General features: G+C 65.9%; 23 protein-coding genes. 9 read left to right on the top strand and 14 right to left on the bottom strand.

The features are described 5' to 3' along the window. Positions 1-101 precede the first annotated feature (101 nt). Both POM99_RS07185 and POM99_RS07190 read left to right on the top strand, forming a co-directional pair. Positions 102-1,202 carry an inositol-3-phosphate synthase gene (locus POM99_RS07185; protein ID WP_277276199.1) on the top strand — a complete coding sequence of 367 codons (1,101 nt, stop codon included), beginning with the start codon at positions 102-104 and terminating at the stop codon, positions 1,200-1,202. 117 nt (positions 1,203-1,319) lie between these two features. Next, the gene (locus tag POM99_RS07190; RefSeq protein WP_277276200.1) at positions 1,320-2,072 is read left to right on the top strand and encodes a phosphocholine cytidylyltransferase family protein; all 753 of its coding nucleotides are present in this window, start codon (positions 1,320-1,322) and stop codon (positions 2,070-2,072) included. 196 nt (positions 2,073-2,268) lie between these two features. Here the strand turns inward: POM99_RS07190 and POM99_RS07195 are convergent, their stop codons facing one another. From POM99_RS07195 to POM99_RS07240, 10 genes are all read right to left on the bottom strand, one after another. Then, positions 2,269-2,931: a cell wall hydrolase gene (locus tag POM99_RS07195; protein ID WP_277276202.1), complete on the bottom strand. Its 663-nt coding sequence runs from the start codon at positions 2,929-2,931 to the stop codon at positions 2,269-2,271. Between the two features lie 226 nt (positions 2,932-3,157). Beyond that, on the bottom strand, positions 3,158-3,493 hold the full coding sequence (locus POM99_RS07200; RefSeq protein ID WP_277276204.1) for a DUF1491 family protein: 336 nt from the start codon (positions 3,491-3,493) through the stop codon (positions 3,158-3,160). Further along, positions 3,490-3,966: a PaaI family thioesterase gene (locus tag POM99_RS07205; RefSeq protein ID WP_277276206.1), complete on the bottom strand. Its 477-nt coding sequence runs from the start codon at positions 3,964-3,966 to the stop codon at positions 3,490-3,492. The genes POM99_RS07200 and POM99_RS07205 overlap by 4 nt, the downstream gene beginning before the upstream one ends. After that, complete coding sequence (locus tag POM99_RS07210) at positions 3,956-4,417, bottom strand: PTS sugar transporter subunit IIA (protein ID WP_277276208.1); 462 nt, start codon at positions 4,415-4,417, stop codon at positions 3,956-3,958. The genes POM99_RS07205 and POM99_RS07210 overlap by 11 nt, the downstream gene beginning before the upstream one ends. Positions 4,418-4,543: 126 nt before the next feature. After that, positions 4,544-5,125 carry a ribosome hibernation-promoting factor, HPF/YfiA family gene (hpf, locus tag POM99_RS07215; protein ID WP_277276211.1) on the bottom strand — a complete coding sequence of 194 codons (582 nt, stop codon included), beginning with the start codon at positions 5,123-5,125 and terminating at the stop codon, positions 4,544-4,546. Between the two features lie 46 nt (positions 5,126-5,171). Further along, a complete protein-coding gene (gene dnaQ, locus POM99_RS07220; protein ID WP_277276213.1) occupies positions 5,172-5,861 on the bottom strand; it encodes a DNA polymerase III subunit epsilon in 690 nt (229 codons plus the stop codon). A 49-nt stretch (positions 5,862-5,910) separates the two neighbouring features. Further along, positions 5,911-6,516: a dephospho-CoA kinase gene (coaE, locus tag POM99_RS07225; protein WP_277276215.1), complete on the bottom strand. Its 606-nt coding sequence runs from the start codon at positions 6,514-6,516 to the stop codon at positions 5,911-5,913. After that, entirely contained in the window at positions 6,513-7,370 is an 858-nt protein-coding gene (locus POM99_RS07230) for a shikimate dehydrogenase family protein (RefSeq protein ID WP_277276218.1), read from the bottom strand. The genes coaE and POM99_RS07230 overlap by 4 nt, the downstream gene beginning before the upstream one ends. Further along, a complete protein-coding gene (locus POM99_RS07235; protein WP_277276220.1) occupies positions 7,367-7,954 on the bottom strand; it encodes a Maf family protein in 588 nt (195 codons plus the stop codon). Before POM99_RS07235 ends, POM99_RS07230 begins: the two co-directional genes overlap by 4 nt. After that, positions 7,951-8,793 carry a pyruvate, water dikinase regulatory protein gene (locus tag POM99_RS07240; RefSeq protein ID WP_277276222.1) on the bottom strand — a complete coding sequence of 281 codons (843 nt, stop codon included), beginning with the start codon at positions 8,791-8,793 and terminating at the stop codon, positions 7,951-7,953. The genes POM99_RS07235 and POM99_RS07240 overlap by 4 nt, the downstream gene beginning before the upstream one ends. 366 nt (positions 8,794-9,159) lie before the next feature. Between POM99_RS07240 and hemE the strand changes: the two genes are divergently transcribed. From hemE to POM99_RS07255, 3 genes are all read left to right on the top strand, one after another. Continuing rightward, positions 9,160-10,185 carry a uroporphyrinogen decarboxylase gene (gene hemE, locus POM99_RS07245; protein ID WP_277276224.1) on the top strand — a complete coding sequence of 342 codons (1,026 nt, stop codon included), beginning with the start codon at positions 9,160-9,162 and terminating at the stop codon, positions 10,183-10,185. 262 nt (positions 10,186-10,447) lie between these two features. After that, the gene (locus tag POM99_RS07250) at positions 10,448-10,621 is read left to right on the top strand and encodes a hypothetical protein (RefSeq protein ID WP_277276226.1); all 174 of its coding nucleotides are present in this window, start codon (positions 10,448-10,450) and stop codon (positions 10,619-10,621) included. Positions 10,622-10,655: 34 nt separating this feature from the next. Next, positions 10,656-10,862 (top strand): hypothetical protein, encoded by a 207-nt coding sequence (locus POM99_RS07255; RefSeq protein WP_277276228.1) that lies wholly within the window; start codon positions 10,656-10,658, stop codon positions 10,860-10,862. Positions 10,863-11,211: 349 nt separating this feature from the next. Here POM99_RS07255 and purH read toward each other — a convergent pair whose 3' ends face one another. The 3 genes from purH to rpe are packed head-to-tail and all read right to left on the bottom strand — an operon-like array spanning position 11,212 to position 15,416. After that, a complete protein-coding gene (purH, locus tag POM99_RS07260) occupies positions 11,212-12,789 on the bottom strand; it encodes a bifunctional phosphoribosylaminoimidazolecarboxamide formyltransferase/IMP cyclohydrolase (protein ID WP_277276408.1) in 1,578 nt (525 codons plus the stop codon). 25 nt (positions 12,790-12,814) lie between these two features. Continuing rightward, the gene (locus POM99_RS07265) at positions 12,815-14,749 is read right to left on the bottom strand and encodes a heparinase II/III family protein (RefSeq protein WP_277276230.1); all 1,935 of its coding nucleotides are present in this window, start codon (positions 14,747-14,749) and stop codon (positions 12,815-12,817) included. Positions 14,750-14,753: 4 nt separating this feature from the next. After that, positions 14,754-15,416 (bottom strand): ribulose-phosphate 3-epimerase, encoded by a 663-nt coding sequence (gene rpe, locus POM99_RS07270; RefSeq protein ID WP_277276232.1) that lies wholly within the window; start codon positions 15,414-15,416, stop codon positions 14,754-14,756. A gap of 321 nt (positions 15,417-15,737) precedes the next feature. Here rpe and POM99_RS07275 point away from each other — a divergent pair, with 321 nt between their 5' ends. The 4 genes from POM99_RS07275 to POM99_RS07290 all read left to right on the top strand — a co-directional run bounded on the left by POM99_RS07275 (position 15,738) and on the right by POM99_RS07290 (position 19,943). Then, positions 15,738-17,447: an ABC transporter ATP-binding protein gene (locus POM99_RS07275; RefSeq protein ID WP_277276234.1), complete on the top strand. Its 1,710-nt coding sequence runs from the start codon at positions 15,738-15,740 to the stop codon at positions 17,445-17,447. A 196-nt stretch (positions 17,448-17,643) separates the two neighbouring features. Then, a complete protein-coding gene (locus POM99_RS07280; RefSeq protein ID WP_277276410.1) occupies positions 17,644-18,144 on the top strand; it encodes a DUF2141 domain-containing protein in 501 nt (166 codons plus the stop codon). 280 nt (positions 18,145-18,424) lie between these two features. Next, positions 18,425-19,387, top strand: coding sequence for a 2-hydroxyacid dehydrogenase (locus POM99_RS07285; protein WP_277276236.1), 963 nt, complete (start codon positions 18,425-18,427; stop codon positions 19,385-19,387). A 112-nt stretch (positions 19,388-19,499) separates the two neighbouring features. Continuing rightward, the gene (locus POM99_RS07290) at positions 19,500-19,943 is read left to right on the top strand and encodes a CopD family protein (protein WP_277276238.1); all 444 of its coding nucleotides are present in this window, start codon (positions 19,500-19,502) and stop codon (positions 19,941-19,943) included. Positions 19,944-19,971: 28 nt separating this feature from the next. Here POM99_RS07290 and POM99_RS07295 read toward each other — a convergent pair whose 3' ends face one another. Beyond that, complete coding sequence (locus POM99_RS07295) at positions 19,972-20,136, bottom strand: hypothetical protein (RefSeq protein ID WP_277276240.1); 165 nt, start codon at positions 20,134-20,136, stop codon at positions 19,972-19,974. Between the last annotated feature and the right edge of the window lie 218 nt (positions 20,137-20,354).

The raw sequence follows: 20,354 nt of genomic DNA on the forward strand, positions 1-20,354 counted from the left end.
CAGGCGGGAAATCCGCTTGCATTCCGCGGGAATTCGGTAAAGTGAGGCAGTTTGGTTACAGACGCCTGGGCGGGCGCCTGCGTACAAGGGACTGACGTAACATGAAGGCAATCAAGGTCGCCATGATCGGCGTGGGCAACTGCGCCAGCTCGCTGGTGCAGGGGGTCTATTTCTATCGCAACAACAACTCTGCCGGCGGCCTGATCCATGACCGCATCGGAGGCTATGGTGCGGGCGATGTGGACTTCGTGCTCGGCATCGATGTCGATGCGCGCAAGGTGGGCAAGGACATTTCGGAAGCGATCTTCGCTGCGCCGAACTGCACCGCCGTGTTCCAGGCAGACGTGCCCCTCACGGGCGGCAAGGTCATCATGGGCAAGAAGCTCGATGGCGTTGCCGACCACATGACCGGCATGGGCGAACGCGGCTTCATCGTCGCCGACGAACCCGAAGCCACCAAGGAATCGATCGTTCAGGCGCTCAAGGATTCGGGCGCGGAAGTCCTCGTGAACTTCCTGCCGGTCGGTTCGCAGACCGCCACCGAATTCTACATGGAATGCGCGCTCGAAGCCGGCATCGCGGTTGTCAACTGCATGCCCGTGTTCATCGCCTCCACCCCGGAATGGGAAGCGAAGTTCCGCAACAAGCGCATCCCGATCGTGGGTGACGACATCAAGGCCCAGGTTGGCGCCACGATCGTCCACCGCGTGCTCTCCAGCCTGTTCAGCGCCCGCGGCGTCGCCGTGGAAAAGACCTATCAGCTGAACACCGGCGGCAACACCGATTTCATGAACATGCTCGACCGCCAGCGTCTGGGCAGCAAGAAGGAATCGAAGACCGAGGCAGTGCAGGCCATGCTTGCGCAGCGCCTGGAAGACGAAAACATCCACGTCGGCCCGTCGGACTATGTGCCCTGGCAGAAGGACAACAAGCTGTGCTTCCTGCGCCTTGAAGGCCTGCAGTGGGGCAACGTGCCGATGAACCTGGAACTCCGCCTCTCGGTGGAAGACAGCCCGAACTCGGCCGCCTGCGTCATGGACGCCATCCGTTGCTGCAAGGTCGCGCTGGAGCGCGGCGAAGGCGGCGCGCTGATCGGCCCGTCGGCCTACTTCTGCAAGCATCCGCCGCAGCAGTTCAACGACGATGTTGCGGCGCAGATGGTGGACGAGTACATCACCGAGGCCGCGCTGGCCGCTGAATAAGCAGCCAACCGCATTCCGGTTTCGCGGCGGCGCCGGTCTTCCTTGGGGGAGGCCGGCGCCGTCTGCATTTCCGGGGACCGTGAACTGACCTGCAGCGAACTCGAAAGACCCGAAGCCTTGGATGCCCTGATCATCGCCGCCGGTTTCGGCAGCCGCCTTGCCGATATCTCCGCGTCGAAGCCGCTTACTCCGGTCTGCGGGGTGCCCCTGATCGAGATCGGCGTGCGCCAGGCCATGCTGGCCGGGGTCACCCGCGTGATCGTCGTCACGGGGCACGAGGCCGATATGCTGGAACGCTTCCTGGCCGACCTGTCGCAGCGCGCCGGGATCGAGATCGTGCCGGTGCGCCTGACCGATTGGTCCACTCCCAATGGCCATTCCGTGATCGCCGGTGCCACCCGCTGCGATGGCGATTACTTGCTGATGATGGCCGATCACATGTTCGAGGCCGACATACTCGCCCGCCTGATGGCCGAAGGCAGCGCCGATCGCGGGGTCACACTCGCCATCGATCGCCGGCTCGACAACCCGCTGGTCGATCCCGAAGACGCCACCTGGGTCCGCACCGACGATGCCGGGCGCATCCAGGCCATCGGCAAGACCATCACCCCCTATGACGCGGTCGATTGCGGCGCTTTCCTGTGCACGCCCGATCTCGCCGCCGCCATTCGTGAGGCGATCGCCGCGGGCAAGTCCGGCTCGCTGTCCGACGGGATGCAGGTGCTGGCCGATCGCGGCCGCGCCTTCACCATGGATATCGACGACGCCTGGTGGCTGGACGTGGATGATCCCCGCGCCCACGCCCTGGCCGAGGAAATGGCTCCATGGCACCTCGCCCCCACCTTTGCCGCCATGGCCGGGCAGGACTGAACCAAGTTACTGCAGCACCAGCCCGCTCCCCCGCCCGGCCACCCAACGGAATTGTACACTGTGGGTGGCCGGGCGGGGGAGCGGGCCGGTGCCGCAATCCACGTAAGTGGAGCAAACGAAAAAGCCGCCCGGAACGTGTCCGGACGGCTTTTCTGGGCCGAGACATCCCTCACCCGGTTCGGGCGAGGGCCCTCCCTCAGCGATAGAAGATGTGGTTGTCGATACGCGCCACGCGGGTCTTGCCCCACGAAGGGCTGACGCTGGCGGCGTGGAAGAACATCGCGCCCTCGGCAGGGCTCTTCCACGATCCCTTGTCGGCGATCATGGCGATCTTCACCGCCTGCTGCCAGGCGTGACTGTCGCGGTTCACCGCCGGGATGGCGCGTCCACGCACGAACGAGAACTGCGACGGCTGCAGCACCACGCCGCAGTACGACGTGGGGAAGCGGCCCGAATTGGCGCGGGCGACGATCACGCGGCCAACGGCAAGCTGGCCGGCCAGGGTTTCGCTCTTGGCTTCGAAGTAGATCGCGCCGGCTAGGCATTCCATCTCGCGCGAGAGCGCAGCAGGAACGGCGGTGTCGGCAACAAGATCGGCCAGCGATGTTGCGCTCTGGGCAACCGGGGCAACCGCGTCAGTTTCGACAGCGTTGTGCACTTCCGGCTGCGGTGCCGCCTCGATGGTCGGCACGGGCGCGGCGATCGCGGAATTTCGGGTGATGGCGGAAGCGCCGGGCGCTTCGGCTACCTGCAGTTGCAGGTCCTGGGCCTTCGCACCGGAACCGGCGCTGGCAAACAGGGTTGAAAAAAGAGTGGCAGCGACACTGATGGCGCTGGCGATACGAAGTTTCTTACTCACAATTCGTCCATACTGGGCGGTGAGCATCCGGGCATGGCGCGAACCATGCCCTTCCCGTCGCGAAGCAAATCGCGATGGGTTGGTGCACGGTCCGAATGGCCAAGCCGTCTGCCCCCCGTCTGCGTGCTAGCGAAGCGGGATGCCCCCCTTGCTTCGCCGCCTGCGCATTGGCGGTGCCGTCGCCTTTATTTTGCAACGCAGCGAAGTCAACCTTACGAAAGTCAGGTCAGTTGCGGTTCAGGACGAATCGTTCACCCTCCGCGATAGTCAGTTCGACTATCCACATGTCGCGGTCCTGCGCGCTTCTGCGCTCCAGATAGTCGTTAAATTCCGATTTATTATCAATACTTTGATGCCGTACTGCGGTCCATTTCCGGCTTCCGTCGATCTGCGGCATCCGTTCATAGAGCGTGCCAAGCCCTTGATTATCCACGATAACGATCATGATCGTGCCTGAGTCCGGCTCGCCCTTCTGCAGCACCATGGCAAAGCCGCCCGCCGCCTCGCACGCCCGCATCAGCGCCGATGTTTCCAGCCGGGTCGGCAGCCGCGATTCGCTCATTCCGGAGAAGATCCCGGCGCGTAACCAGCAAGGCCCGAGAGTGCGATTCGCGATCGCTGGAACGTGCCGGTGCCCCGCCCTACTTCCTCGCCGCTTTCGTCCACCAGCCGCGATTCCGCCACCAGAACCCGCCGTCGGCCGGAAAGCCAGCGCCCCTCGGCCACCACACGCCCGCCGGTGATCGGCCTGGTGAAGTGCAGGTTGAACGATGTCGTCAGCAGGAAACGGTCCGTCACCAGCGTGTTCGCGGCATAGAACGCCGCATCGTCGAGCATCTTGAAGTAGATCGTGCCGTGCGCCGCGCCTGCGGCATGGAACACGTGCGGCGTCACATCGAACAGGATGCGCGCATGCCCTTCGCCCAGAACTTCCAGGCGGGATTCGAACAGGGTGTTGACCGGGGCCGAGGCATAGAGCCGTTCCAGCGCGCGCCAATGCGGCGCGGCGGCATCATCGTGCAACTCAGGCCGCATCCCGGTCGATAACATTGACCAGCAGCGCATAAAGCGCATCGGCATCGGGCGCAGAGACGAGCTTCTCGTGCATCTTGTCGTCACGCATCAGGCGCGAGATCGCAGCAAGCGCCTGAAGGTGCGTGGCCCCGGCCTGCTCGGGTGAAAGCAGCCCGAACACGCAATCCACCGGCATGCCATCCGCGGAATCGAAATCCACCGGCTTTTCCAGCCGCAGGAACGCCGCCACCGGCTTGGTCAGCCCGTCGATCCGCGCATGGGGAATGGCCACGCCACGGCCAAAGCCGGTGCTGCCCAGCCGCTCGCGTTCCTCGATCCGGTCGAGCAGGTGCGTCGGATCGATGCCCGTCACCGTGGCGAAGGTATCGCCAAGCGCGGCCAGTATCTGCTGCTTGTTTTCCGCGCGGATCACGCGGACCGCATTGGGATCAATGGTGAAGAGAGCCGTCATGGACTGAAATGCCGCAGCGTGCATCGGATGCACGGTCAAGTTGCCGCGCGCCATGCTCCCGTTTCAGGCGCGGTGCAAGCACCGAATCGCGTCGCCGCGGCTCCGGTGCCTGCAACTGGCGAACGCCTACTTGCCCGGTTCCACCCAGCCGATCGAACCGTCGCCACGGCGATAGACCATGTTGTGCACGCCGGTGCCCGCATTCTTGAACAGCAGCGCGTTGGTGTTGCGCAGGTCCAGCATCATCACCGCGTCGGAAACGGTCGCCTCGGGCACATCCACCTTGGTTTCGGCGATCACCAGCGGCGCATCGGCCGGTTCATCATCCTGCTCCTCCACCACGAACACGGTGTAGGACGCATCCAGCACGAAGTTCGCCTCGTCGGTCTTGCGCGCATGGTCGGCGCCATCGGCGCGGGCCTTCACCCGGCGCTTGTAACGGCGCAGCTGCTTCTCGATCTTCTCGGCCGACTGGTCCAGCGCGGCGTGGGCTTCCTGCGCCACCGCGCTGCCCTTCAGGATCAGGCCATGCGTCACATGGGTGACGATGTCGCAGCGGAAACCGCCATGCGGGGCCTTCCCCAGCGTCACTTGCGAGGAAAGCGCTCGGGAGAAATACTTGTCGACTATGGTCCCCAGCCGCTCTTCCGCATGGGCTTCGAAAGCGGCGCCGGTGTCGACCTGATGGCCCGAAACGCGAATATCCATAATCGTCTTCTCCTCGTTGGGCGATGCGATGCCGGTTGCGTGCCGGTCAGGCGCGCAACCAGATCGCCTCGCCGAATCCCGCCATGAACTCGGCATGGCGGGCCAGTTCCGCTTCGCTCGCGGCATGGGGCCGCGGTTCACGGAATGTGCGGACAATGGTGGTGGAAACGGTGAATTCCGTCTCCGTGGTCACCACTGCTTCAGCAGCCAGCTCCAGGCCGATCTGCCGTCCACCCATCAGCTCGACGTAAAGCTGTGCCAGCAGTTCCGCGTCGAGCAGCGCACCGTGCTTGGTGCGGTGGCTGCGATCGATGCCATAGCGGGTACACAGCGCGTCGAGGCTCAGCTTTGCGCCGGGATGCTTGCGGCGCGCAATGGCCACCGTGTCGACCATGCGATCGCGGCACACCGCTTCCATCCCGCACAGCGCCAGTTCCGCATTCAGGAAGCCGAAGTCGAATCCGGCATTGTGCGCCACCAGCGGGCTGTCCTGCAGGAAGTCCAGCAGTTCGGCCGCCCGCGCGGCGAATTTCGGCTTGTCGGAAAGAAACGCGGCAGAAAGCCCGTGCACTGCCTCGGCCTCGGCCGGCATGTCGCGCTCGGGATTGAAATAGGCGTGGAACACGGCGCCAGTCGGCACCCGATTGACCATCTCGATGCAGCCAATTTCCACAAGCCGGTCGCCGCTCTGCGGGTCGAGGCCGGTCGTCTCGGTATCGAAAACGATCTCACGCATCACAAGGCTGACGTTGGACCCGCCCCGCCCCGCTGGCAAGTGATTCAGGTCAATTCGGCAGGTTTTTTTCGCGGATGCGGGCAACCAGGGCGCGCACTTCGGCCTCCGTCTCGGCCAGCGAAACGCCGGTGTCGATCACGAAGTCTGCCCGCGCCCGCTTTTCCGCATCGGGCACCTGCAGTGCCAGGATCTGGGCAAACTTTTCCGGTGTCATGCCCGGCCGTGCCAGCACGCGCGCGCGCTGCATCTCCGCCGGGGCGGAAACCACCGCCACCGCGTCCAGCGCGCCGTTGTGGCCCTTTTCGAACAGGAGCGGGATGTCGAACACCACCAAGGGCTCGCTCCCGTGCTCGATCATGAACGCCTCGCGCATCCGCGCCACCGCCGGGTGGACAATCGCCTCCAGCCGTTTCAGCGCCTCCGCATCGCCAAACACGCGTGCGCCCAGCTCCTGCCGCCTGACCCCATCTGGTCCGGTCGTACCGGGAAACGCCGCCTCGATTGCGGGCAGCAACGCGCCGCCCGGCCCCTGCAGGCTGTGCACAGCGGCATCGGCATCGAACGCCGGCACGCCCAGTTCGCGCAGCATCGTCGCCACTGCGCTCTTGCCCATGCCGATCGATCCGGTCAGGCCCAGCACGAACGGGCGGCTCATGCGCCCAGCCGCCGGCGCAGTTCCACGTCCGCCTCGCCGCGCGGCGGTGTCTGGCCAAAGAAGCGGCAGAAGGCATGGTCCGCCTGCCCGATCAGCATCGAAAGCCCATCCACCGTGCGGAACCCCGCCACGCGCGCCGCCTTCAGGAAATCCGTGTCGAGCGGGCTTGTGACAATGTCATAGAACACTGATCCGGGCGGCGCATGGCTCACGTCGAACTTCAGCGGCGGCTGCCCGGCCATACCCAGCGCGCTGGCGTTCACCACCAGGTCCAGGCACCCTTCGCGGTCGTCAAAGGCGAAGTCGGTCGGATCGGCAAAGTGCTCCAGCGGCGCCACATGGTGCTCGCCTTCGGGGTCCAGTTCATCCAGCAGCGCGCGCGCCTTGTCCGGATTGCGCCCGGCCAGCACAAGCACAAGCCCCTCGCCCGCCAGCCCGACGATGATCGCCCGCGCCGCGCCGCCCGTGCCCAGCACGCGCGCCATGCGGAAATAGTGGGTCTGCCCCAGCAGATCCTGCAACGGTTCCAGGAAACCCGGCACATCGGTGTTGTATCCCACCAGCTCGCCGTCTTCGGGCACGATGGTGTTCACCGCCCCCACCCGGCGGGCCAGCGGGTCAAGTCGGTCGATCAGCGCAATCACCGCCTGCTTGTGCGGCATGGTCACGTTGCACCCGCGCCAGTCCGCGTCGCCCCGCCGCACCGCGATGAAGTCGGCCAGGCCCTCCGCCGTAACGTGGGTGGCGCGATAATCCGCGTCGATGCCCAGCCGCTCCAGCCAGAAGCCATGGATCGCGGGCGATTTCGATTGGGCGATCGGATCGCCGATCACTTCGGCATAGGGCCTGCTCACGCGTCCAGCTCACCCTGCTGGCGCAGCGCCGCCATCACCGCCAGCAATGGCATGCCCAGTACGGTGAAGTGGCTGCCCTCGATCTGCTCGAACAGCTGCACCCCCAGCGCCTCGATCCGGAACACCCCCACGCAGCCCGAAACGGCGGGCCATTCGCTGTTGAGATAGCTGTCGATAAACGCGGGAGAAAGCGTGCGAACCCGCAGTTTCGCAAGCTCACAGGTTTTCCACACCGTCACCCCGTCACGGATCAGCACCGCCGCGCTGTGCAGGTGCATGTCCTTGCCGGAAAAGAACTCCAGGTGCTCGGCCGCCTGCTCGCGCGTCTTGGGCTTGTCGAACTGCCGGCCAGCCGCTTCCACCAGCGAATCCCCGCCCAGCACCAGCCGCCCCGGCGCGCCCATCGATACGCACAGCGCCTTGGCCTCGGCCAGGATCTGCGCCACCTCGCACCCGGGCACGCCGATCAGTTCGCGCTTCAGCTCATCCTCGTCCACATCGGCGGGGCGCGCCTCGAAGGGCACGCCTGCCGCCTCCAGCATGGCGCGCCGCGATGCGCTTTGCGAAGCAAGGATAACGGTCATATCGGCTTGGTTCCTATGCTGGTGTCCGCGCTGGCCGCCCGTTCGTTGAACAGGTTGATCACCGCCGCCGCCGTCTCCTCGATGGAGCGGCGCGATACGTCGATCACCGGCCAGCCGTTGTCCGCGAACATGCGGCGGGCGTACTGCACTTCCTTTGCCACGTGTTCGCTGTCCACATATGCGGTCTCCGGCGCCTGGTTCAAGGACAGCAGCCGGTTGCGCCGCACCTGGATCAGCCGTTCCGGGCTGGTCGTCAGCCCCACCACCATCGGCCGGCGCAGCGAATAAAGCGCATTGGGCGGCGGGCTTTCAACCACAATCGGGATATTCGCCACCTTGTAACCACGGTTGGCAAGGTAGATCGCGGTCGGCGTCTTCGAACTGCGGCTCACCCCCGCCAGCACGATGTCCGCCTCCTCCCAGTTTTCCCAGCCCACCCCATCATCGTGTGCGATGGTGAACTGGATCGCATCGACCCTGCGGAAATAGGCCTCGTCCATCGCGTGCTGCTTGCCCGGGCGGCCCTTGGCCTCTTGGCCCAGCTGCTGTTCCAGCGCGCCGGTCACCGTATCCAGCGCCGCCACGCTCGGCAGGCCCAGCGCCACGCAGCGCGCCTCCAGCTTCGCGCGCATCTCGTCGCTCACCAGTGTGAACAGCACCAGCCCCGGATTTGCCGCGATTTCCCCCATGATCCGGTCAAGGTGCTGTTGCGATCGCACCATCGGCCAGAAATGACGCACCACGTCGGCATCGTCGAACTGCGCCAGCGCCGCCTTGGCGATCATTTCCAGCGTTTCGCCGGTGGAATCCGACAGCAGATGCAGGTGAAGGCGCGCCATGTGGTCCCATTTTCGCTTCCCGGGATGCGGCCTTGGCCAGATTTCCCGGCCCCGGGATGGGGCTGTGGATAGCGATAGGATAAACCACGGGAGGAAACGGACGACAAGTTCGCACCCCGATTCCACCCCCATCATCCCGATTTCCACGGGCACTTTCGCCACAGGTGGAAACCCTTTCCCACAGCCTGTGGACAGCGTGCACAAGATTCCGCTTGGCAGGGAGTCAGCCAGAGTCGCACCTGCGGATTTTTGTGGAGAGCCCTGCACAATTCGGGCACAGAACCGCCGTCCCCACTATCCACAGGGCCAACAGACTCCCACAATCTGATTCAATAAGAATCTATTTTATTTGATTGGACAGACGCGATGCCCGGTCCCCTTCTCGAAACGCTGCGCGGCGCCAACCTTTCCCGCCGGCCGATCTGGCTCATGCGGCAGGCCGGGCGCTACCTTCCGGAGTATCGCGAACTGCGGGCCGACAAGGGCGGTTTCCTCGCCTTGGTGTATGACACCGACGCTGCGGCCGAAGTCACCGTGCAGCCGATCCGCCGTTTCGGCTTCGACGGTGCCATTCTGTTTTCCGACATCCTGATCGTGCCCTATGCCATGGGGCAGGACCTGCGTTTCCTGGCGGGCGAAGGACCGGCGCTGTCCCCCCGCCTGCTCGATGCCACTCTGGAAAGCCTTGTGGCGGCCCCTGAGCGCCTTTCCCCGATCTACGAGACCGTGGCCAAGGTGAAGGCCCAGTTGAGCCCTGAGACCACCCTGCTGGGCTTTGCCGGCAGCCCGTGGACCGTGGCGACCTACATGGTCGCCGGTGAAGGCAGCCGCGATCATCACGAAACGCGCGCCCTCGCCTATCGCGATCCGGGCGCATTCCAGGCGATCATCGATGCCATTGCCGATGTGACGGTGGAATACCTCTCGGGCCAGGTAGAAGCTGGCGCCGAAGGCCTGCAGCTTTTCGATTCCTGGTCGGGCAGCCTCGCTCCGGCCGAATTCGAGCGCTGGGTCATCGCCCCCAATGCGCGCATCGCCGCCACGATGCAGGCGCGCTATCCCCATGTCCCCGTCATCGGCTTTCCCAAGGGCGCGGGTGAAAAGCTTGCCGTCTATGCGCGTGAGACCGGGGTCAATGCGGTCGGCGTCGATGAAACCATCGATCCGCTGTGGGCCGCGCGCGAAATGCCTGCCGGCATGCCGGTGCAGGGCAACCTCGATCCCCTGCTGCTGCTCGCCGGCGGGGCTGAGCTGGAAAAGCAGACGATCCGCGTGCTCGAAGCCTTTGCCGACCGTCCCCACGTGTTCAATCTCGGCCACGGCATCGGCCAGTTCACGCCCATCGAACACGTCGAACAGCTGCTGGGCATCGTCCGCAACTGGACGCGCTGAACCCTGCATTCGTCATTGCGGGAAGGCGAAGCCGCCGAAGCAATCCGGAGTTGGCGCGAAACCCCCTGGATTGCCGCCCCATCTTCGGCGGCGCGCAATGACGAAGGAGAGTTGGTGTTCCGACGCAGCGCACCAGACAAAACAATTGCTTCCCAATTCGCCCCGCCGCCTTATAGGCGGGGCATCGCGCGCATCCATCTCGTAGGCGCCCGCGGCTGAGAGACCCCACGTGCTCCCGCTTACGTTGCCGGAGCAGCACCCCTTGGACCTCAACCAGCTCTACTTCGATCACCAGCTGCAGCTGATGCGCGCACGGTCCACGCCTTGCGCAAGCGCACGGCTGCGCCACCGCGAAAGCGCGGGCCGCATTGCTCACGCGATCGCTACTGTCCACCGCGCGTCGGGCGCTGCCGCCCTGCGCCAGTGGGAAGCCTGATGGCTTCCCCGCCTCTCTCATGAAAGGTTTCATCATGTCCGACAAACTGCGCCCGTTCCTGATCCAGAAGGACGATGCCGGCAGCTTCCGCCTGACCATCCGGGAAACGCACTACAACTCGCAGGGCTATCCCATCGTGAAGTCCACCCTTCACGAAGAACTGTTCAAGACGGCCAACGCCGCCAAGCTGTTCGCCCGCGAAAACTTCCGCGCCCAGAACGGCGAGTTCGCGACGAAGTAACCGCCGCTGCAGCCGTGCCTTCCTGCTATCGTGTGCAATCCGACCCCGGATTTTTTTCAGGGGTGACGATGAAGGAACCGAGCGAAATCCGGAACGTCGGGCGCAATCACGCTGTCAGTCAGCCAGAACCAACACCTCGACCATAACCGTCACCCCGGCCTCCGAGCCGGGGTCCCGCTTCTTGCGGTCATGCGCCTGTGTTGCGCCCATAGACGACGGCTACTGTCCAGCGCGGTTGCAACCGCACGATCTGTCGACTGCCAAGCGTGATCGCGAGTCATTTCCAATACGCGAAAAAGGCGGCAGACGCCCGCGCCCACCGCCTTCTCTTTGATCGAAATGCCGCCAATCAATGCCGGAAGTGGCGCATCCCGGTGAACACCATCGCCAGCCCGGCCTCGTCGGCGGCCTTGATCACTTCCTCGTCGCGCATCGAACCGCCCGGCTGGATCACGCAGGTCGCGCCCGCTTCCACCGCTGCCAGCAGTCCGTCGGCAAAGGGGAAGAACGCATCGGAAGCCACTGCCGCGCCCACGGTCTTCGCCTCGCTCCATCCGAAGGTTTCGGCCGCTTCCTTCGCCTTGGCGGCGGCAATGCGCGAGGAATCGCGGCGGTTCATCTGGCCGGCGCCGATCCCGGCGGTCACGCCCGCCTTGGCATAGACGATGGCGTTGGATTTCACATGCTTGGCCACGGTCCAGGCGAACAGCGCATCGGCCAGTTCCTGTTCCGTGGGCGCGCGCTTGGTCACCACCTTCAACTCGGCGGGTTCCAGCTTGCCGTTGTCGCGGTCCTGCACCAGCAGGCCGCCGGCGATCGGCACGGTGTTGAGCCCGGCGCGATCGGCATCAGGCAGGCTGTCGATCAGCAGCAGGCGCAGGTTCTTCTTGCGGGCAAAGGCTTCCTTTGCCGCGTCGTCTGCGCCCGGGGCCACCACCACTTCGGTAAAGATCTCGCAGATCGCATTGGCGGTGGGTCCGTCCAGCGGCACGTTGGTCGCCACGATGCCGCCAAAGGCAGAAACGGAATCGCACTCCAGCGCGTCCTTCCACGCGTCCAGCAGCGTGTCCGCCGTTGCCACGCCACACGGGTTGGCATGTTTCACGATCACCACCGTCGGCTTCTTGCCGGCGAATTCCGCCACCAGTTCCAGCGCGGCATTGGCGTCGTTGTAGTTGTTGTAGGACAGCTCCTTGCCCTGCACTTGGCGGGCTTGCGGCAGGCCCGGCGTGTCCGGGTTGCGCGGCACATAAAGCGCGGCTGCTTGGTGCGGGTTCTCGCCATAGCGCAGCGTCGTCACCAGCTTGTGTGCCGATGCCAGCACCGGTGGGAAATGGTGCTGCTGGTCCACGCGGGCGAACCATTGCGAAATCGCTGCGTCATAGGCTGCCGTCGCGGCATAGGCCTTGGCTGCCATCGCCCGGCGGAAGGGCAGGGTGCTCGCGCCGCCGGTCTGCTCCAGCTCGGCCAGGAACGCATCGTAATCCGCCGCATCGGTCAGGATCGTCACGTAATCGTGGTTCTTCGCGGCTGAACGCACCATCGAAGGGCCGCCGATGTCGATGTTCTCGATCACCTCGTCGCGCTCGGCACCCTTGGCCACCGTGGCTTCGAAGGGATAGAGGTTCACCACCACCAGGTCGATCGCGCCGATCGCGTGCTCGGCCATCGCTGCGGCATGTTCGGGATTGTCGCGCACCGCCAGCAGCCCGCCGTGGACCTTGGGATGCAGCGTCTTCACGCGCCCGTCCATCATTTCGGGAAAGCCGGTCAGGTCCGAAATATCCATCACCGTCAGGCCTGCATCGCGCAGCGCCTTGGCGGTGCCGCCGGTGGAAACCAGCTCCACGCCGCGCGCGGCCAGCGCCTTGCCCAGATCGGCCAAGCCGGTCTTGTCGGACACCGAAAGCAGCGCCCGCCTGATCATCACATTGCTCAAGGGAAATTCCTGTCTATCGCATCTTCTTCAGCAGCCAGGAGAATGTCTCCCCGCTGCGCGGAACCTTGGCGGAAACCACCAGCTGGCGCGTGCCAACCGGTCGGCCCAGCCCATCGGCCCACAGGCTTTCCTCGATCGTCACCGGATCGCGGCCCGAACGGAACTGCCAGAGGCTGCCGTCGGCCAGCGCGAGCGTGACGCCGAGTCCGTCCCGGCCTTGCGCCAGCTCGATATGCGGACCGAGGTGGAATCGCAAGGCGACCGCGATTGTCCCGCGCTTGCCCTTCTTCCCTGTCGGCACCAGCAGGTCCTCGCCCCGCAGCTCGGTGCCGTCGTCGCGCAGGATCAGGATGCGCCGGTGGGTCAGGCCATAGCGGCTGACATAGCCGTTGTGGCTCGCTTCCAGCCGCGTCGCGCCGGATTCGCTGTTCAGTGTGCGCCGGTCGATGTCCACTTCGGAAACGCCGCTGCCCAGCTTGCCGTTGATCAGCACCGCCGTGGAATTGAAATCGTCGATGTTCAGCGTGGAATGCGCCGCCGTGGCACGCAGGCCCTGGGCCAGCCGCAGCGGAATCTGCCCGCCGGCCACGGCGGCGCCGCCGCAGTTCACGATGATGCGCTCGGCCCCGTGGCTGAATTCGAAGGCCAGCGTGCTGGCGCAGCCATCGCGCGCATGGCGGGCAAGGGGAGGGGGCGCTGCATCGAACTGTAGGATCGCCCCGCGTGCCGCCACCCGCTGGTATCCCCATTGCCGGGCATCGCGCAAAGGCCGCGTGCGCACGCCGCTTGCCTTGACCAGCGCCTCGATCGTCTCGGCCGGCACCGCCGGCGCGCCCTGCCACGATCCCAGCGCGCCATCGCCGTGCAGCAGCGCCAGCAGTGGCGGCACCAGCAGGGTCAGGATCGTGTCGATCTGGTGCGGCGCCTCGCTGCGCACCGCGGCATAGCAGGCCTTCAGCCGCACCAGCAGCGCGATCGCCTCCATCTGGCCCAGCGGGCTGCGCGAAAGCACGCCGCCATCGTCGCCCACCAGGTCGCCCAGCGCCTTGATCAGCCCGGCCTCGCCAAACAGGCGGCGCGCCTTGCCGTCTTCCAGCAGCAGGCCTGCGGCGGTGATGGCGCACCAGCCGGCCACTTCGGCCAGCTTGTCGTCGGCCTTGCCCACGTTGCGGTCCAGCCAGCGCGCGGTGTCGGCCATCGCGTGCAGGCCGCGCGCGCGGAACTTGCGGTCCTTGCCTGAAAGCAGCAGCGGCGCCTGGATCAGCCAGTTCAGTTGGCGGTGGCCGGTGTTGCCCACGTCCCACGCCGGGCCGGCGTTGGGCTTGGGATTGGCCGCCAGCCATGTTGCCAGCACCCGCTCTGCCACCTGCGTGCATTGCTGGCGCGGTGCGCAGGATTCCAGGTCGTTCAGCCAGCAGAAGCCGTGGATCATCCGCTCGAAAGGCGGGGAATTGCGGGGGCCGGAAAACTCCGTGTCGGCGATCGCCGTCTTCACCCCGTGCAGCAGGAAGTGCCCGGCGCGCAGCGCGGTGCCGGCGGCGGGATCGCCGGGCAGGGGGTTGGTCACCGTGGCGGTCAGCCTAGGGCTGGTGCGCTTCCTGAACGGATTGAGCGATCCCGGCGGCAGCCCCATGGCATAGGCCATGCGGATCAGCCGCTCGCCCGTGCCAACGGCGGGCGGGGAAAAGTCGGCCAGCGCCAATGCCCGTCCCGGCTCGATCACGCCGATTTCGGGCAGTTCCTCCGCCGTGCCTGCAGGCGTCTCGCTCATCGCCCCGCCTTTCGCTGCACCATTCGCTTCACGCCGCAGCGGTTCGGGTCCCGGCCCCAGCGGAATGGCCCGGGCGTCCGCACGTTCCCCGGAAACAGAGGCCCCTGAGACGGTGGCAGCAGCCTCATCGGTCTCGGCACTGGTGCCGCGGGCGATCGAGAGGCCGGAGCGTTCCATCGGGTCAACCGGCTCCCTTCAGCGCGGCGATATTGGCGGCATAGCTGCTCGGGCCCCCCTTGAAGCTGGCCGTGCCCGCCACCAGCACGTCGGCACCGGCGTCGGTGCACAGCCTGGCGGTAGTGGTATCCACCCCGCCGTCCACTTCCAGGTGGATTGGCCGCCCGGTCTTGTCGATCATCTTGCGCACCGCCTCGATCTTCTTGAGCTGGCTTGTGATGAAGCTCTGCCCGCCGAAGCCGGGATTCACGCTCATCACCAGCACCAGGTCGATCTCGTCGATCAGGTAGTCCAGCATCTTGGCCGGCGTCGCGGGGTTCAGCGATATGCCGGCCTTCTTGCCCAGCGCCTTGATCGCCTGCACCGTGCGATGCACGTGCGGGCCGGCTTCGGGATGCACGGTGATGATGTCCGCGCCCGCTGCGGCGAACGCTTCCAGGTACGAATCCACTGGGCTGATCATCAGGTGCACGTCAAACGGCTTGGCCGTGTGCGGGCGCAGCGCCTTCACCACCGCAGGGCCGATCGTGATGTTGGGCACGAAGTGGCCGTCCATCACGTCCACGTGGATCCAGTCCGCCCCTGCCGCATCGATGGCGCGCACTTCCTCGCCCAGCTTCGCGAAGTCCGCGGAAAGAATGGAGGGCGAAATCAGCGGGGCAGGCATGATGATCAGGTCAATCCGGGCAGCAACAATGAACGGCCCGCGCAAAAGGCACGCTTGCCGCTGTCGAAGCCGGCCGCGCACCCCATGATCGAGCCCACTCTCCGCGATACCCAGCGTGATTCCCCGCCACAAGCGCGAAGCGGCCCGTTTTCCACACGCAATGTCCGGATTTGCCCCATTTCCGAACAGATATATCCACAACCGTCATGGCGTGGCGCAATCTGGGGATGCGCCGGGCCCTGCATTCCGCAAAAGACCTCCTCAGGCAAAGCACGTAGCGCCGCCCGGCGCGGCCTACTGGCAGACGGAGGGGCAGGGCACTTGGACACCACCATCCCGGCACCGGAATTCAGCAGTGGGGCTGCGGTATTGCGCGCCGCCGTGCCGCGTCGCCGCCTTGCGGGCGTCATCGCGCTGATGGTGCTGACCACCTTGACCGAGGGCATCGGGCTGGTCCTGCTCGTGCCGCTGCTCGCGGTGCTTACCGGCAATGCCGGCGCCTTGCCCGGCCCGGCGCGCGCGCTGCTCGGCCTTGCCCAGCGCGCCGGTCTGCCGCCTGCACCCGGTGCCCTGCTGTGCGTCTTTGTCGGTCTCGTCGCCTTCCGCGCCATTGCCAACTATGCGCGCAAGATCGCGGCAGAACGCCTTGGCTATGTTCTGGTCGATACCCTGCGCACCCGTGCCTTCCACCTCCTGCTCGGCGCGCGCTGGCAAGTGCTTTCGGCCATGCGCCAGTCTGACAACGCCGCGCTGCTCATCACCAATGTCGATCGCATCGGCTTCGCCTTCGACCAGATCCTGCGCGCGGGTGCGGCGGCGGTCACGCTGGCCGGGGCAGGGATCACCGCGATGCTGCTCGCCCCCGCCGGTGCGGGGCTCACCCTGCTCGCCTACAAGGGCCTGCGCCGCCGCGCCGGGCACTTGGGCGAGGTGCTGGGCCGCGCCTACGACGATGTCCATGCGCGCACACAGGAAAGCCTCGGCGCGCTCCGCCTGATCAAGAGTCTTGGCGCAGAATCCCGCGTCGAGCGCGATTATGCCGAAACCTTTGCCGAACTGCGCCGCGCCCAGCTTGCCTATTCGCGCAGCCATGGCAGGGGGCAGGGGGTGCTGCAGGTGGCAGGCGCCGCCGCGCTGGCGGGTTCGGCCTGGCTCGCGATCGAACGCTTCCACACCAGCCCCGCCGCGCTCCTGCCCCTCGTGGCGCTGTTTGTCCGCGCGTTGCCGGCGCTCTCCTCGCTTCAGGAATGCTGGCAGGAATGGCTGCACGGCCGTTCCGCGCTCGATGAAACCGCCACGCTGATGGCCACGCTCGCCGCCGTGCAGGAACCGCGCGCCGTGTCGGATCCCGATCCCGTGCCGCTCGCCCCGGCCAGCACCATCGCGGTCGAACGCGTCACCTTTCATCACCCCGGCCGGCCTGAACCGGTGCTCGATGCGCTCACGCTCGAACTGCCGGTCGCCACCACCACTGCGCTCACCGGTCCGTCCGGTGCGGGCAAGTCCACGCTGGCCGACGTATTCGGCGCATTGCTCCTGCCCGAATCCGGCACGCTCATGCTCGATGGCGCTGCGCTCCCGCCGCAGGACCTGCCGCGCTGGCGCGCCTCGGTCGCCTATGTCCAGCAGGAACCGCTGCTGTTCCACACCTCGATCCGCGAAAACCTGCTCTGGGCCAGGCCCGATGCTTCGGAGGCCGAGCTCCACGCCGCCCTGGCTGACGCCGCAGCGCAGTTCGTCCACGCCCTGCCACAGGGGCTCGACACCCTGGTGGGCGATCGCGGCGCGTGGCTTTCGGGCGGGGAACGCCAGCGCATCGCCCTGGCCCGCGCCCTGCTGCGCCGCCCCGCGCTGCTCATTCTCGATGAACCAACCAGCGCGCTGGATGCCGAGAACGAGGCTCTGATCGCCGCCGCGCTGCAGGGCCTTCGCGGCAAGCTCACCATCCTGCTGATCGCCCACCGCGGCGCGCTGGCCGAAGTGGCCGATCGCGTCGTCGTCCTTTCGCGCGGAATCGTCGCTCCGGCGTGATCGCAATGCAGCCTGCTGTGCAAAGATGAATGGACGAGGACGAAGGGTTCAGAATAGGTTCAACGCCGAATCGATAGTTGGTGGGGGATGAACCGTTGCTCCAATGCAGCGGACAGGGGATGAAGGCGGCGGAACTGGCCACGTGGAACAGGCGTTGCACCGCGTTCACCTGAAACAATTCGGGACCATGAAGCAGATGATCTTGCCAAGACGCCTCCGCGCCGCTGGCGCAGCAGTCGCCTCTACCCTGTCCGTCGCGCTCGCGCTGTTTGCCGCTGCGCCCGCGCAGGCTGCAGCGCCCAATTGCGCCGGCCCGCACAGCGATACCTGGATCAACATCGAGGTCACCGGTGTGCGCAATTCCAACGGGTTGATCGCCGCCACGCTCTATGCCGACGATTCACGCCGCTTCCTGGTGAAGAAGGGCTCGCTTTACGTCGGCCGCGTGCCTGCGGTGCAGGGTGAGACCCGCTTCTGCCTCTTCGTGCCCAAGCCCGGCGTCTATGCCATCGCGATCTATCATGACGAGGACTCCTCGCAGAAGATCAACCGCGGCGGCATGCTCGGCATCCCGACGGAAGGGTTCGGCTTCTCCAACAACCCACCTACCATCGCCAGCCTCCCTGCCTTCCGCTCGGTGCGAATCAACATCCCCAAGGCGAACCTGGGCACCACGATCAGCCTGAAATACCCTTGAGGTCCTTCCTCCTCCGGCTTGGGGGACGGGCTCGGGGGGGCGCGGCTCAAGGCCAAGCGAGCAGAGTTTCGCGCGGGGACGCGAAGACGCGAAGGTTCAGCGCATAAGGGCCATGCCGCCCGGATGAATTATGCGGTTGGGATGCCTGCAACAAGGCCTGCGGCACCGCACAACCTCTTCGCGTCTTTGCGCGAAACTCTCTCTTCCTTGTCTCCGCGTCCTCTGCGATCTCTGCGCAAACCCCTCTTTTCACCAAGCCAAACGCCATTATGCTGGCGTCATGCCACAAGCCCAAAAGCCGGAAATCCTCGCCGCCGCCCCGCTGCCGCCCTTCACCATGGCGGATCTTGAAACGCGTTTCACCGTCCGCCGCCTGTGGGAATCCCTCGATTCTGCCACGCTCGCGCGGATCCCCGCCATCGCCGCCAGCACGCTCGCCGGTGGCATCGGCGAAGACTTGTTCACCCGCATGCCCGCGCTCAGGATCATCGCCAATTTCGGCGTGGGGTACGACAACATCGATGTCGCCGCCGCCGTCGGGCGCGGCATCATGGTCACCAACACGCCCGGCGTGCTGGACGAGGAAGTGGCTGATCTCGCCATGGGCCTGCTGCTCGCCACTCTGCGTCGCCTGCCGCAGGCCGATCGCTTCGTGCGGGAAGGGCGCTGGCCACAGGGCGCGTTCCCACTCTCGCCGTCGCTGCGCGGTCGCAAGGTCGGCATTCTCGGCCTCGGCGGCATTGGCAAGGCTATCGCCCGCCGCCTTGACGCCAGTCTCGTCAAGGTCACGTATCACGGACGCACGCGGTTGGCCGGCGTTCCCTACGAGTATTTCGCCACGCCTGTCGCGCTTGCCGAAGCCTGCGATGTCCTGATTGCGATACTCCCGGGAGGCGCGCAGACCCGTCACATCGTCAATGCCGAAGTTCTTGCCGCGCTCGGGCCACAGGGCGTGTTCATCAATGTCGCGCGCGGCAGCGTTGTCGATCAGGTGGCGCTGGTCCACGCGCTGCAGCAGGGCACGATCCTCGCCGCCGGGCTCGATGTCTATGAAGACGAGCCGCAGGTTCCTGCCGAACTCATGGAACTCGACAATGTCGTGCTGCTGCCGCACCTCGGCTCGGCCTCGCTTGTCACCCGCAGTGCCATGGGACGGCTGATGGCAGACAATCTCTCGGCATGGTTCGAAACCGGCAGGCCGCTCACCACTGTGGCGGAATGTAGCCATCTCCTGCCCGGTTGACCCCTGCGGTCCACTTGCCCTTGGGGCACCGGCTCCCCATCATCGCTTGCAATGCCCCATGGCCCCGGCAAAAGAGCGGGGCGGGGGCCTCATTCGCAACGGTGGGCCACGCATGCTGCAGGTGTTGTCGATGCTCTATCTCTGGCTCAAGGCCGGCCACGTCATTTTCGTGATCTTCTGGATGGCGGGGCTGTTCATGCTGCCCCGCTACTTCGTCTATCATCAGGAATCGCCCGAAGGCTCCGCCGAAGCCGCGATCTGGGTGGATCGCGAACGCAAGCTGCTCAAGATCATCTTGTGGCCTTCGCTCACGCTGGTCTGGCTGTTCGGCCTCGCACTGGCGGTCTCGGGCGGCTGGTTCACCCAGGGCTGGCTCCACGCGAAGCTCGGTTTCGTGCTGATCCTCTCAGCCTACCACATCTGGCTCGCCGGCTACGCGCGGGGCCTCGCCCAAGGCCGTCGCAAGCTAACCGGCCGCCAGCTCCGCCTGCTCAACGAAGTCCCCGGCGTGACCGCCGCCCTGATCGTGATCCTGGTGATCATCAAGCCATTCTGACCGGCAGGGTTGCTCGCGAAACCTGCGATCAACCCAGCCGGATCACCCGCAGGCCATCCCGCATTGCGTTGCGCATCATCGCGCGCGGGCTGCGGGGCAGGTGCTTCCACTGCGATCCCCAGGCATTGGCGCGCGGCGTGGGCGCGGCCGGCTTGGGGAAGGCGTTTTCACGCGGCGGCACTTGGACGGACATGATCCCTCTCCTCGTGGGTTTGCGTTGTCTCAACGCAACGCGTCAGCAGGACAGGGCGTTCCCACGCATCCCCCACCATTCCCGATTGACGCTGCCACCTGCGCCGCCTATTTCCGCCGGGCTATCCGGAACCGCCGCGCCGTTCGCGCGTGCTTCATCCAAGGTCCGCTGTCTCCCAGCCCATAGACCCTCCGGCCGGCGCTTCTCTGCTTAATGGA

Origin of the sequence: Novosphingobium cyanobacteriorum (genome assembly GCF_029436685.1) — a bacterium.
GTDB classification, from domain to species: domain Bacteria; phylum Pseudomonadota; class Alphaproteobacteria; order Sphingomonadales; family Sphingomonadaceae; genus Novosphingobium; species Novosphingobium cyanobacteriorum.